Origin of the sequence: Saccharothrix carnea, from assembly GCF_003014735.1 — a bacterium.
Lineage (GTDB): Bacteria > Actinomycetota > Actinomycetes > Mycobacteriales > Pseudonocardiaceae > Actinosynnema > Actinosynnema carneum.
In genome coordinates this window covers 279,742-293,501 of the sequence record NZ_PYAX01000006.1, presented here as the reverse complement: position 1 = coordinate 293,501, position 13,760 = coordinate 279,742, and the positions used below count along the sequence as shown (strand labels likewise).

Here is a 13,760-nt window from a genome sequence, read left to right as displayed (position 1 = left end):
GACGACCCACCTGCCACCGGGACCGGCTTCCCCCCTCGATCTCCAGCCAGGCCCCGCGGCCCCTGGGGGTCGCGGCGGTGAACGTCACCACTGTGCGCGAACGACCTCACAAACGGCTCACGGCGGACTCACCGCCGTGCGGGAATCTCCGGCGACGCGGGACGCGAGGTCCGGTACACATGCTGCGGGGGAACGACGGGGCGGCGCGGAGGTGAACCCGGCATGACGGCGGACACCCGGTTCGGCGTGCTCGGACCGCTGGACGTGCGGCTGGGCGACCGGCCCGTGCCGGTGCCGGCGGGCCGCGCCCGCGTGCTGCTGGCGACGTTGCTGCTGCGCGCGAACCGGCCGGTGGCGGTGGACGACCTGGTCGAGCGGCTGTGGGACGGTGACGCGCCGAACCCGCGCCGGGCCAGGGCGACGCTGCAGATGGTCGTGACGCGGCTGCGGCGGGCGCTGGGCGAGGCGAACGTGGTGCGCACGACCGCGAACGGCTACCTGGCCGAGGTCCCGCCCGGCGCGCTGGACCTCGAGCGGTTCCGCGAGCTGGCGGCGGCGGGCGAGTTCGCGGCGGCGTCGGAGCTGTGGCGGGGCGAGCCGCTGTCGGACGTGCCGTCGCCGGTGCTGCACGCCGAGGACGTCGCGCCCCTGCTGGAGGAGCACCTGGTGGTGCGGGAACGGCGGATCGAGGCGGACCTGGCGGCGGGCGCGGCGCACGAGCTGGTGCCCGAGCTGCGGTCGCTGACCCGCCGGTACCCGTTGCGGGAGCGGTTCTGGGGCCTGCTGATGCTGGCCCTGTCCCGAGCCGGTCGGCGGGACCTCGCGCTGGCCGCGTACGAGGAGCTGCGGTCCCGGCTCGCCGACGAGCTGGGCGTCGTGCCGGGCCCGAACGTCCAGCGGCTGCACCGGGAACTGCTCGGCGCGCGGCCCGTGCCGCGGCAGCTGCCGTCGCCCAACGGCTTCTTCGCCGGTCGGGAGGAGGAGCTGCGCGAGCTGACCGGCCTGCTGGACGCCGACGCGGGCGCCGTGGTGATCTCCGCGATCGGTGGTGCGGCGGGCGTCGGCAAGACGACGCTGGCCGTGCAGTGGGCGAACCAGGTGGCCGACCGGTTCCCGGACGGGCAGCTGTACGTGGACCTGCGCGGGTTCCACCCGGTCGCCGAGCCGTTGCCGCCGGACCAGGCGCTGCGCGGTTTCCTGGAGGCGCTCGGCGTGGCGGCGGACCGGGTGCCGGTGGGGCTGGACGCCCGCGCCGCGCACTACCGGACCGCGCTGGCCGACCGGCGGGTGCTGGTGGTGCTGGACAACGCGCGCGACAGCGACCAGGTCCGGCCGCTGCTGCCCGGCGGCGCACGGTCGTTCGTGCTGGTCACCAGCCGCAACGACCTGAGCGGCCTGGTCGTGCGCGAGGGAGCGGTGCCGCTGGCGCTCGACCTGCTGACCGAGTCGCAGGCGCGGGCGTTCCTGGCCCGGCAGCTCGGCGCGTCGCGGTCGGACGCCGAACCGGAGGCGTTCGCCGCGCTGGTGGCGCACTGCGGCGGGTTGCCGCTCGCGCTGGCGGTCGTCGCGGCCCGTGCCGCGGCGGACACCTCGTTGCCGTTGAGCGCGCTCGCGGCCGAACTCGCCGACGAGCGCACGAGGCTGGCGGCGTTGGACGGCGGTGACCCGACCACCGACGTGCGGGCCGTGCTGTCCTGGTCCAGCAGCCAGTTGAGCGAGCCCGCCGTGCGGGTGTTCCGCCTGCTCGGCCTGCACCCCGGTCCGCAGCGGACCGCGGAAGCGGTCGCGAGCCTGGCCGCCCTGCCACTGGCGGAAGCCCGCGAGGCGTTGCGGGAGCTCGTGCGGTCAAGGCTGCTGTCCCAGGTCTCGCCCGACCGGATCACGTCGCACGACCTGGTCTGCCTGTACGCGGCCGACCAGGCGCGCGAGCACTACGACGACGCCGAGCGGCACGAGGTGCTGCGCCGAGTGCTGGACCACTACGTGCACACCGCCCACCGGGCCGACCGGCTGCTCCACCCGCGGCGCGACCCGCTCGACCTCGACCCGGCCGACGACGCGGTGGTCCTGACCCCGTTCGCCGACGACCGCGAGGCGCTGGCCTGGTTCGAGGCCGAGCACCAGGCGCTGGTGACCCTCGTCGGGCGTGCGCACGACCGCGGTTTCCCCGCGCACGCGTGGCGGCTGGCGTGGGCGGGCGCCGCCTACTTCCGGCGCCGCGGCCACTGGCAGGACCTGGTGGCGACGCAGCGGATCGCGTTGGCGTCGGGTGAACGGCTCGGCGACCTGGATGCGCAGGTCCGGGCACACCGCGAGCTTGGCCTCGCGCTGACCGAGGAGGGTGAGCCGGACCAGGCGGTGGGCCACTACCGCCGTGCGCTGGAGCTGGCCGCCGAGCTGGGCGACGCGTCCGGCCGGGCCCGCGCGCACCGCGGGTTGGCGGCGGTGTTCGAGCGGCAGGGCCGGTACGCCGACTCGTTGCGCGAGTGCGTGAGCGCGCTGGAGCTGTCGCGCGGCACCGGTGACCCGTGCACGGTGGCGGGCGCGGTGAACGCGGTCGGCTGGTTCCGCACCCTGCTGGGCGACCACGCCGCCGCCCTGGCGTGCTGCGGCGAGGCGCTGGAGGTGTTCCGCGCGGAGGGCGACCGGTCCGGCCAGGCGCACGCCCTCGACAGCCTCGGGCACGCCCTGCACCACTCGGGCAGGCCGGCCGAGGCGGTCGAGCGGTTCCGCGCGGCGGTCGCCCTGTGGCGCGAGACCGGTGCGCGGGAGGAAGAGGCGAACACGCTGCGCCGGCTCGCGCGGGCCGAGAGGGACCGGGGCGCGGTCGGCGAGGCGGAGGAGGCGGCCCGGCAGGCGTTGGCGATCTTCACCGAGCTGGATCCCGCGGCGGCCGAGGCGTTGCGCGATGAGATCAGCCGACCGTCGTCGTGACGTCACGGCCCGTGATCGGCGCCGGTACACTCGTGGCCGTGCAAGGGGGGCCGGGTGACGACTGAGTTCAGGGTGCTCGGACCCCTCGAAGTCAGGCACGCGGGCCGGCCGGTGGCCGTCCCGGCGGGCAAGTCACGGGTCCTGCTGGCCGCGTTGCTGCTGCGGGCGGGCGAGGTCGTCACCGCCGGGGAACTGGTCGACCGGCTGTGGGACGGCGGTGCGCCCGACCCGGCCCGCGCCCGCGCCACGCTGCAGATGACCGTGACCAGGCTGCGCCGCGCGCTCGGCCAGGCGAACGTGGTCCGCACCGCCGCGGGCGGCTACCTCGCCGACGTGCCCGCCGACGCGCTGGACCTGCACCGGTTCCGGTCCCTGGTGGACGCCGGGCGGTACGCGGAGGCGCTCGCGCTGTGGCGTGGCGCGCCGCTGTCGGACGTGCGGTCGGACGCGTTGCACCGGCTGGAGGTCGTGCCGCTGGAGGAGGAACGCCTCGACGCGCTGGCCCGGCGGATCGACGCCGACCTGGCCGCGGGCGCGGCGCACGAGCTGGTCGCCGAGCTGCGGTCGTTGACCAGGGCGCACCCGTTGCGCGAGCGGTTCCGGGCGCAGCTGATGCTCGCGCTGTACCGGTCGGAGCGGCAGGCGGAGGCGTTGGCGGCCTACCGCGAGGCACGGGAGGTGCTCGCCGGCGAACTGGGCGTCGAGCCGGGGCGCGAGTTGCGCGAGCTGCACGAGCGGATCCTGCTCGCGAACCCGGACCTGGTGCCGGCGCGGTCGGTGGTGCCGCACCTGCTGCCCTCGCGCGGGCCGTACTTCGTCGGCCGTGACGAGGAGTCGGCCGAGCTGTCCGCGGGTGCCGAGGCGGGTCCGGGTGTCGTGGTGGTCGGCGGCATGGCGGGCGTCGGGAAGACCGCGTTCGCCGTGCACTGGGCGAACCTGGCCGCGGAGGCGTTCACCGGCGGCCGGCTGTACGCGAACCTGCGCGGGTTCGACCCGTCCGCCGAGCCCGTGCCGCCGGGTGAGGTGCTCCGGGGTTTCCTGGACGCGCTGGACGTGCCGTCCGTCCCGGCGGGGTTCGAGGCCCAGGTCGCCGCGTTCCGCCGCGCGGTCGAGGGCCGCAAGCTGCTGATCGTGCTCGACAACGCCCGTGACGCCGAGCAGGTGCGGCCCCTGGTGCCGGACGGCGCGTTCGTCGTGGTCACCAGCCGTGACCGGCTCGCGGGCCTGGGCGCCCGTTCGATCACCCTGGAGCCGCTCGACGACGTCGAGTCGCGTGCCCTGCTGGAGCGCAGGCTCGGCCCGGAGCGGTTGGCCGAGGAGGCGGCGGCGACCGGCACGCTGGTGGAGCTGTGCGCCGGCCTGCCGCTGGCGTTGGCGGTGGTGGCGACGCGGGCCGCGGTCAACCCGCACTTCACGCTGGCGGACGTCGCCGACCAGTTGGCGGTGGACCAGGAGCTGCTGGACCACATGGACACGGGCGAGGAGGACGCCCGGCTGTGCACGGTGTTCTCGTGGTCGTACCGGCTGCTGGGTCCGATGGCGGCGCGGGTGTTCCGGCTGCTCGGCCACCACCGGGTGCCGAGCTCGTCGGTGTCCGCCGCGGCGGCGGTGGCCGGCCTGCCCGTGCCCGACGCGGAGGCCGCGATCGCGGAGCTGACCGCCGCGCACCTGCTGTCCGGGCACGCGTCGGGCCGGTACTCGATGCACCCGCTGCTGCGGCGGTACGCGGCCGAGCTGGCCGACGCCGAGGGGGACGACGTCGACGCCGCCGACCGGCGTGCGCTGACCTGGTACGCGCACACCGCGGCCAACGCCGTGCGGTGGCTGACCGACGAGGCCGCGCCGGTCCTGCCCGCGCACGACTGCGTGCGGCCGGACGAGTTCACGTCGGCCGAGGACGCCTCCGCCTGGCTCGACGCCGAGTGGGAGGCCTTCGTGCTGCTGGTCCGTGCCGGGACAACCCGCTAGCCGCCCTGCCGGGCGTCGGCAGACGCGGCGAGGGTTCCCGGTCACGGCATTAGGGGGGTCTGGTGATCGAGTTCGCAATCCTCGGCCCGCTCCGGGTGCGGGTCGACGGCCGTGGCGTGCCGGTGCCCGCGGGCCTGGGCCGGACGCTGCTGGCCGCTCTGCTGCTGCGCGCCGGCGAGGTCGTGCCCTCCGACCGGCTGGTCGACTGGCTGTGGGACGGCGAGCCGCCCAACCCCGAGCGGGCCAGGGCGACGTTGCAGATGGCGGTCGCCCGCCTGCGCCGGGCGCTCGGTGCGGCGAACGTGATCCGCACCGCCACCGGTGGGTATGTGGCCGAGGTGCCTCCGGGGAGCCTGGACCTGCACCGGTACCGCGCGTCGGCCGGGCAGTGCCGGTACGCCGAGGCGCTGGCCGTGTGGCGCGGTGACCCGCTGCCGGACGTGCGGTCGGACCTGCTGCACCGCGAGGAGGTCGTGCCGCTGCTGGAGCACCGACTGGGCGTGCTCGAACAACGCCTCGACGCCGACCTGGCGGCGGGTCGGGCGCCGGAGGTGGTGGAGGAGCTGCGGGTGCTCACCCGGCGGCACCCGTTGCGGGAGCGGTTCTGGGCGCAGCTGGTGCTGGCGCTGTACCGGTCGGAGCGGCAGGCGGAGGCGCTGGCCGCCTACCGGGAGGTGCGTTCGCTGCTGGCCGAGGAACTCGGGGTCGAACCGGGTCCGGCGCTGCGCGAGGCGCACCAGCGGGTCCTGACCGACGAGCCGGCCGTGCCGCCGCACCGCGCCGGGGTACCGCGCCAGCTGCCCGTCCGGCCGCGGATCTTCGTCGGACGTCACCGCGCCCTGCGCGAGCTGGACGCCGCCGTCTCCGGCTCCACGGTGGGGATCTCGGCGATCAACGGCCCGGCGGGCATCGGGAAGACGGCGCTCGCGGTGCACTGGGCGCACGAGGTCGCACCGCGGTTCCCGGACGGCCAGCTGTACGTCAACCTGCGCGGGTACGACCCGTCCGGCCGGCCGATGTCGCCGACGGACGCCCTGCGCGGCTTCCTCGAAGCGCTCGACGTGCCGCCGTCCCGGATACCGCCGGCGGTGCAGGCGCAGGCGTCGCTGTACCGCAGCCTGCTGGCCGACCGGAAGGTCCTGGTGGTGCTGGACAACGCCCGTGACGCCGACCAGGTCCGCCCGCTGCTGCCCGGCACGCCGGGCTGCCTGGTGCTGGTCACCAGCCGCGACCGGCTCACCGGCCTGGTCGTGCGGGAAGGCGCCCGGCCGGTCCGGCTGGACCTGCTCGACCGGGACGAGGCCGTGGCGCTGCTGGAGGCGGGGGTCGGACGGGCCCGGTCGGCGGTCGAGCCCGAAGCGGTGGACCGGCTCGTCGCCCGGTGCTCGGGCCTGCCGCTGGCGCTGGCCGTCGTGGCGGCCCGCACGGCGGCGGAACCCTCGGCGCCGCTGCGCGCGTTCGCCGACGAACTGGCGGCCGACCACACGCGGCTCGACGCGCTGGACACCGGTGACCGGCTGACGTCGGTCCGGGACGTCTTCTCGTGGTCCTACCGGTACCTGGGCGACACCGCCGCCCGGCTGTTCCGGCTGCTCGGCCCGCACCCCGGCCCGGACCTCTCCGCGGCCGCCGCCGCGAGCCTGGCCGCGCTCCCGGTCACCGAGGCACGCCGTGCGCTCGTGGAGCTGACGCGGGCGCACCTGGTCGCCGAGCACGTGCCGGGCCGGTACGCGCTGCACGACCTGCTCCGCGCGTACGCCGCCGACCTGGTCGCCGACCAGCACCCGGCCGCCGACCTCCGCGAGGCCGGTACCCGCCTGGTCGACCACTTCCTGCACACCGCCGAGCAGGCCGACAAGGCGCTCTACCCCGAGCGCAAGCCGGTGGACCCGCCACCGCCGCGACCGGGCGTGCGCCCCGAGCGCGTCGAGTCGCACGCCGCCGCCCTCGACTGGTACCGCGCCGAGTTCCGGACGTTGCTCGCGGTGGCGGGCCACGCGGCGGAGCACGCGTCCGACGCCCGAGCCTGGCTGATCCCCGAGTGCACGGCGACGTACTTCCACTCCAGCGGGCACTGGCCGGAGTGGCTGGAGGCGTGCCGGAAGGCGTTGCGCGCGGCGGAACGGCTCGGCGACGTCCGCGGGCAGGCCGGCATGCACCGCGGGTTGGGCCGGGCGGCGACGTTGTTGCACCGGTGGACCGAGGCGGGAGAGCACCTCGACACCGCCCGGCGCCTGTTCCACGACCTCGGCGACCGCGTCTCGGAGGGCTACGTGCTGGTGAACCTCAGCGGGGTCCACCAGGCGTCCGCCGAGGCGCTGCCGCTGCAACTGGACGCGCTGGAGCTGTTCCGGGAACTGGGCCACGCGCACGGGCAGGCCCGCGCGCTCACGTCCAGTTCGTGGAGCTACCACCTGCTCGGCCGGCACGAGGAGGCGGTGCGCCACGCGGCGGACGCGATCGAGCGGTACGAGGAGCTGACCGATCTGCCCGGGCACGCCGCCGCACTCGGCACCCTGGGCCTCGCCTACCGCGAACTGGGCCGGTTGGACGACGCGCTGACCATGATCCGCAAGAGCCTGGACCTCTTCGCGCGGTCGGGAGACCGGTACTACGAAGCCGGCGTGTGGCGGGACCTCGGCGAGACGCACCGGCGCGCGGGTGACCGGGAAGCGGCCCGTGCCGCGCTGCGCAACGCGCTGGCCATCTTCGAGGACCTCCGGCACCCTGCGGCCGACGATGTGCGACGCGAACTCGGAGAACAGGCATGACCGCGGTGGGGAAGACGACGACCAGGTTCAACGTCCTCGGTCCGCTGGAGGTCTGGCACGGCGACGTGCTCGTGCCGGTTCCCGCCGGTCGGGCCCGGCTGCTGTTGGCGGTCCTGCTGCTGGACGCCAACCGGCCGGTGCCGGCGGACGACCTGGTCGACCGGCTGTGGGACGGCCGGGTGCCGAACCCGGACCGGGCCAAGGCGACGTTGCAGATGGTGGTGCGGCGGCTGCGCCAGGCGTTGGGCGAGGCGAACGTCGTGCGCACGACCACGAACGGCTACCTGGCCGAGGTCCCGCCCGACGCACTCGACCTCACCCGGTTCCGCGACCTGGCCGGGCGGGGCCGGTTCGCCGAGGCGCTGGCGCTGTGGCGGGGCGAACCGCTGTCGGACGTGCGGTCGGACGTGCTGCACGCCGAGGCCGTGGCGCCGCTGCTGGAGGAGCGGCTGACCGCCCTGGAACGCCGGATCGACGCCGACCTGGCGGCGGGCCGGACGGGCGAGCTGGTCGCCGAGTTGCGCGTGCTGACCGGGCGGTACCCGTTGCGGGAGCGGTTCTGGGGCCAGTTCATGCTGGCGCTGGCCGGGTCCGACCGGCAGGCGGAGGCGCTGGCCGCCTACGACGCGCTGCGCGGGCGGCTGGTCGACGAGCTCGGCGTGGACCCGGCGCCGCGGTTGCAGGAGCTGTACCAGCGGATCCTGACGTCCGGGCCGACGGCCGCGGCTGGCGGGCAGGCGGTGCCCGTGCCGCGGCAGCTCCCGGTGCACACCAGGTTCTTCGTCGGTCGCCGGCACGAGCTGGACGTGCTGGGCGGGCTGCTCGACGCGGCACCGGCGGACGGCGGCGCGGTGGTGATCTCCGCGGTCGACGGTGCGGCCGGCATCGGCAAGACCACGTTGGCGTTGCACTGGGCCGCGCGGCACGGCGACCGGTTCCCGGACGGGCAGCTCTACGTCGACCTGCGCGGGTTCGACCCGAGCGGCGCCCCGGTGGGCCCCGACGAGGCGCTGCGGGGTTTCCTCGGCGCGTTGGGCGTGGCGCGGGAAGGGCTGCCGTCGACGTCGGACGAGCTGGTCAACCTGTACCGGGGCGCGATGGCCGACCGGCGGATCCTGGTCGTGCTGGACAACGCCTGCGACAGCGAGCAGGTCCGCCCACTGCTGCCGAGCGGACCGGGGTGCTTCACCGTGGTGACCAGCCGCCGCCGGCTGGACGGGCTGATCGTCCGGGAAGGCGCCCGGCCGCTGGCGCTGGGCGTGCTGGCCGACGCCGACGCGTTCGCGCTGCTCGAACGGCAGCTCGGCGCGGACCGGGTGGCGGCCGAGCCCGGGGCCGCGCGGGACGTGGTCGAGCACTGCGCGGGGCTGCCGCTGGCGTTGGCGGTGGTCGCCGCACGGGCCGCCGCGCACCCGGAGTTCCCGCTGCGGGCGCTGGCCGACGAGCTCGCCGACGAGCGCACGAGGCTGGACGCCCTGGACATCGGTGACGACGCGGTCAGCGTCAAGGCCGTCTTCTCCTGGTCGTCCGAACGGCTCACCCCGGCCGCGCGCCGGGTGTTCGAGCTGCTGGGCCTGCACCCCGGCCCGGAGGTGTCGGTCCCGGCGGTCGCGAGCCTGGCCGGGATCGCGGTGCGCGAGGCGCGTGCCTGCCTGCGCGAGCTGAGCGGGATGAACCTGCTGGTCGAGCACCGCCCGAGCCGCTTCTCGCTGCACGACCTCGTGCACACCTACGCCCGCGAGGTGGTCGCCGAGCGCGTCGACGAGCCCGCGCGCCGCGCCGCCGTCCACCGCCTGCTCGACCACTACCTGCACGCGGTGGCGGCCGTGGAGAGCGTGCGCGCCCCTTACCGCGACACCGAAGTCGTCCTCGACCCGCCGCTGCCGGGCGTCGTCGTCACCGGTGCCGCCGACCACGACGACGCGCTGGCCTGGCTCGAACTGGAGAAGGCCACGGTGTTCCGGGTGGTCGAGCACGCGTTCCGGCACGGCTTCGACGCGCACACCTGGCGGCTCACCGCGTCGATCACGTCGTTCTGCGGCAGGCGGGGCTACTGGCAGGAGGCCCTGCGGTGTCACCGGTTCGCCCTCGACGCGGCCCGCCGGCTCGGCGACGACGCGGCGCAGGCGACGGCCCACCGCGGGCTGGGGCGGATCCACCGCACGCTGGAGCACTCCGGCGAGTCGGAATCGCACTTGGAACAGGCGCTGGAGCTGGCGGCGGGTGACCCGAGGGCCCGGGCCAACCTGCACGGCGACCTCGCAATCCTCTACGAGTACGACGAACGGCACGCCGACGCGCTGCACCACGCCCAACAGGCCCTCCGGCTCCGGGAGGAACTGGGTGACGCCGCGTCCTACCGCCGCATGCTGAACTCCGTCGGCTGGCTGCACGCCCTGCTCGGCGACCACCGCACCGCGCTCGACCACTGCCTGCGGTCGTTGGCGCTGCACCAGGAGACCGGTGACGACCAGGCCGGCGAGGCGGCCATCTGGGACAGCCTGGGCTACATCAACCACCACTTGGACGACCTCGGCGAAGCCGCGCGCTGCTACGAGAACGCCCTCGCGCAGTACCGCGCCGTGGGGGAGCGCTTCGAGGAGGCGATGACCCTGGACCGCCTCGGCGACACCCTCCACGCCGCGGGCGACGGTGCGGCGGCGCGGCGGAGGTGGCAGGAAGCGGTGGTCGTGCTGGACGACCTGGGGCACAGCGCGGCGGACCGCATCCGGCCCAAGGTGGGGTGACGCACGTACCCACCACCGGCCGCGGAACCGCAGGCCCACGCCGAGCACGACGGCCGACCACCGGCGCACCCCGCCGATCACCGCGCCCCGCCGACCACCGCGACCCGGCGGCGGGGCGTCGGTGCGGTGAGGTATGCATATGCAGGCCCGCCCCGGCCGACGAGGGGATGACGGATGAGCTTGCACGTGGCGGTGGACTTCGGCACGTCCAGCACCTGCGTCGCCCTGTCGCGCCACGGTCGCGAACCGCAGGTCGTGGTGGTCGACGGGCAGCCGATCGTGCCCTCCGCGGTGTTCGCGGCGGCGGACGGCACGCTGTTCGTCGGCCAGGAGGCCGAGCGCCAGGCGGCGGTGGACCCGTCCCGCTACGAGCCGCACCCCAAGCGCCGCGTCGACGAGCGCGAACTGCTGCTCGGCACGAGCGTGCTGCCGGTGGTCGACGTCGTGCGGGCCGTGCTGACCAGGGCCGTGGACGAGGCGCGGCGGGTGGCGGGCGGCGCCAGGGTCGACCTGCTCGTGCTCACCCACCCGGCGGACTGGGGCGCGATCCGCACGAGGGTGCTGCTGCAGGCCGCACGGGGCCTCGGCCAGGAGGTCCGGCTGGTGCCGGAGCCGGTCGCGGCGGCGGTGTTCCACTCGGCGACCCACGCCATCCCGGACGGCGCGGCGCTGGCCGTGCTCGACCTCGGCGGCGGCACGGTCGACGCCAGCGTGGTGGCCCGCCGGGGCGGCACGTTCCGCGTGCTGGCCACCAAGGGCGACCCCGGCTTCGGCGGCGCGGACGTCGACCAGGCGCTGCTGGAGCACGTCGGCTCGCTGGTCTCGCCCGGCGACCCGGAGGCGTGGCGGCAGCTCGTGGAGGGTCGGGAGTTGGCCGACCGGCGCAAGCGCCGGGTGCTGCGCCAGGACGTGCGCGGCGCGAAGGAGACGCTGTCCCGGCACGCCTACACCGACGTGCCGATGCCGCCGCCGTTCCCCGACGCCCACGTCACCCGCACCGACCTGGAACGCCTGATCACCACGCCGCTCACCCGCGCCGCCGCGCTCGTGGTGACCGCGGTGCGGGACGCGGGCCTCGACCCGCGCGGCCTCGCCGGCGTGTTCCTGGTCGGCGGTTCCAGCCGCATCCCGCTGGTGGCGCGGCTGGTGCTGGAGCAGTCCGGCGTGGTGCCGACGAGCATCGACCAGCCGGAGACCGTGGTGGCCCGCGGCGCGCTGCGGGCGGTGAGCGTGGACCCGTTGCGCACCGGCGCGCTCCCGCCCGGCCAGGGCGACGTCACCCAGAAGATCACCGACGACCAGACCCGCAAGATCACCCGGCGGATCACGCCGCCCTCGCCGCCGGCCGGGTTCCCGCAGCCGTCCTACTTCCCGCCGACCGCCACCGGTCCCGCGCCCGTGCCGCCGCGCCGCAGCCGGGTGCCGCTGCTGGTGGTCGTCGCCGCCGTGGTGGTCGCTGTCGTCGGTGCGTCCGTGGCGTACGCGTTGACCAGGGACGACACCACGACCGGCGGTCCCACCACCCCGTCCACCACCGCCGGTGGCAAGACCATCGCGCAGTACGACTACAGCTTCGTCGCCCCCAGCGGCTGGCAGCAGACCGGCGGCCAGGTCGAGACCCGCAAGGTGCTGCTCAAACCCGAGGCGCCCGAGTCGGACCTGGACGTCATCGCGGTGGAGGAGCGGGTGCTCAACTACAACGCCACCGACGACCGGCCGCGGGCCGAGGCCGAGCTGCGCGGCCAGTACGACCAGCGCGAGAACGTGTCCGATTTCGACCCTTCCGCCGACTTCGCCGCCAAGGATGTCGTTTACTACCGGGAAGAGGTGGGGTCGGCCGTCATCGACTGGTACGTGCTGTTCCAGGACGACGTCCAGGTCAGCGTCGGGTGCCAGTACCCGCGGGACGGGCACGACCGGGTCCGCCCCGCGTGCGAGCAGGTGGTCGGCACGCTGACCGTGACCAAGTGACTTTGTGGGGAATGTGATGACCGGCATCCCGGAGGCCTTCGCCCGGTTCCGCTCCGACCTCGAAGCGGCGGTGACCAGAGGCCGGCGCGCGGCCGCCGCCGCGGGCGAGAAGAACGCCGCCCAGCGCGAGCGGAACCGGCGGCTCGCCGAGCAGGCCAAGGCGCGGCAGGTCCAGCCCGACCGGCACGCGCCCACGTCACCGGACGTCCAGCGGGTCGCCACCGGTTTCCGGCAGCACCGCGGCCTGCCGGTGGAGCAGTTGCCACCGGGCGCCGAACTGCTCTCGCCCGAGAAATCGCGAGAGCAAACGGACGCGAATGCAAATGCGGTTCCACCGCGCCCGGTGCTCGGTTCCCGCGCGGTGGCGGGCCCCAGTGGTCAACTGCCCCCCGAAAGGGGCGATGACGAGGACTTTTCGCAAGCGCGAATCCTCTACTGAGGGTGCTCGGCGACCCGGCGCGTTTACAACCGCAACGACTTCCCGAGAAGTCGCGACAGCACGGAACCGACCATGGCAGGGTCTGCGTCGTAAGAGGCGTACGAACCAAGAACGCCTGATCTCAACGACCTAGGGGGTCGCGACCAATGGCTGGTTACGCAACCGGAATTCCGGAGCTCGAGAACGCTGCCAAGGACATCATGTCCACGAACGACGGCGTTCAGGGCATCCTGAACAACCTGCGCAACACCATCGACTCGGTGAGTGGCGCGTGGAAGGGCGAGGCCGCCACCGCGTTCGGCCGGCTGATGGAGCGCTTCAACGACGACGCCGCGAAGCTGCAGGAGGCCCTGGTCTCCATCGCCGAGCAGATCACCGGCACGACGCAGACCTACGTGCAGCAGGAGCAGGAGCAGGCGCAGGAGATGTCGCAGATCATGGGTCGCCTCGGCGGCTGATCGAGCATTTTCTTCGCTCGCCCCACCTGTTCACCAATTGCTCATTTCGGTTTTGACCTCAAGGGGATTCCATGAACGACATGATCAAGGTTGATTTCGCGGCCCTCGGGACGGCCGCGGGTGACATCGCCAGCCAGGCCAGCCAGGTCCAGCAGGCCCTCGACGACCTGAAGTCCCGCATCGACCCGGTCATCGCGCAGTGGGAAGGTGCCTCGTCCGGCGCCTACGCCGAGGCGCAGGCCAAGTGGAACCAGTCGGCGGGCGACCTCCAGCAGGTGCTGGCGTCGGTCGGTGCCGCGGTCGCGTCGGCCAACGACGCCTACAACGCGGCGGAGCAGAAGAACTCCGCTCGTTGGTGACCCAGGTCACCCCAGCGTGACCCCTCGCGTGGCCCCGGGAACCTCGAGGTTCCGGGGCCACGCGTCTGTTCCGGCCCGGTTGAGGGGCCCCGTTTTGACCCACGCCGACCTCA

At 74.8% G+C, this 13,760-nt stretch carries 8 protein-coding genes; all 8 read left to right on the top strand.

The features are described 5' to 3' along the window. The first annotated feature begins 222 nt into the window (after positions 1 to 222). On the top strand, positions 223 to 2,934 hold the full coding sequence (locus tag B0I31_RS19460) for an AfsR/SARP family transcriptional regulator (RefSeq protein WP_106616805.1): 2,712 nt from the start codon (positions 223 to 225) through the stop codon (positions 2,932 to 2,934). 54 nt (positions 2,935 to 2,988) lie between these two features. Then, positions 2,989 to 4,902 (top strand): AfsR/SARP family transcriptional regulator, encoded by a 1,914-nt coding sequence (locus B0I31_RS19455; protein ID WP_106616804.1) that lies wholly within the window; start codon positions 2,989 to 2,991, stop codon positions 4,900 to 4,902. A 62-nt stretch (positions 4,903 to 4,964) separates the two neighbouring features. Then, positions 4,965 to 7,673: an AfsR/SARP family transcriptional regulator gene (locus B0I31_RS19450; protein ID WP_106616803.1), complete on the top strand. Its 2,709-nt coding sequence runs from the start codon at positions 4,965 to 4,967 to the stop codon at positions 7,671 to 7,673. After that, positions 7,670 to 10,420, top strand: a complete 2,751-nt coding sequence (locus B0I31_RS19445; RefSeq protein WP_106616802.1) for an AfsR/SARP family transcriptional regulator — start codon at positions 7,670 to 7,672, stop codon at positions 10,418 to 10,420. The genes B0I31_RS19450 and B0I31_RS19445 overlap by 4 nt, the downstream gene beginning before the upstream one ends. A 174-nt stretch (positions 10,421 to 10,594) precedes the next feature. Next, a complete protein-coding gene (locus B0I31_RS19440) occupies positions 10,595 to 12,391 on the top strand; it encodes a type VII secretion-associated protein (protein ID WP_106616801.1) in 1,797 nt (598 codons plus the stop codon). Between the two features lie 16 nt (positions 12,392 to 12,407). Next, positions 12,408 to 12,830: a hypothetical protein gene (locus tag B0I31_RS19435; RefSeq protein WP_146173893.1), complete on the top strand. Its 423-nt coding sequence runs from the start codon at positions 12,408 to 12,410 to the stop codon at positions 12,828 to 12,830. A gap of 146 nt (positions 12,831 to 12,976) precedes the next feature. After that, positions 12,977 to 13,288, top strand: coding sequence for a WXG100 family type VII secretion target (locus tag B0I31_RS19430; protein ID WP_106616799.1), 312 nt, complete (start codon positions 12,977 to 12,979; stop codon positions 13,286 to 13,288). An 80-nt stretch (positions 13,289 to 13,368) separates the two neighbouring features. After that, positions 13,369 to 13,647, top strand: a complete 279-nt coding sequence (locus B0I31_RS19425) for a WXG100 family type VII secretion target (protein ID WP_245950101.1) — start codon at positions 13,369 to 13,371, stop codon at positions 13,645 to 13,647. The last annotated feature ends 113 nt before the right edge of the window (positions 13,648 to 13,760 follow it).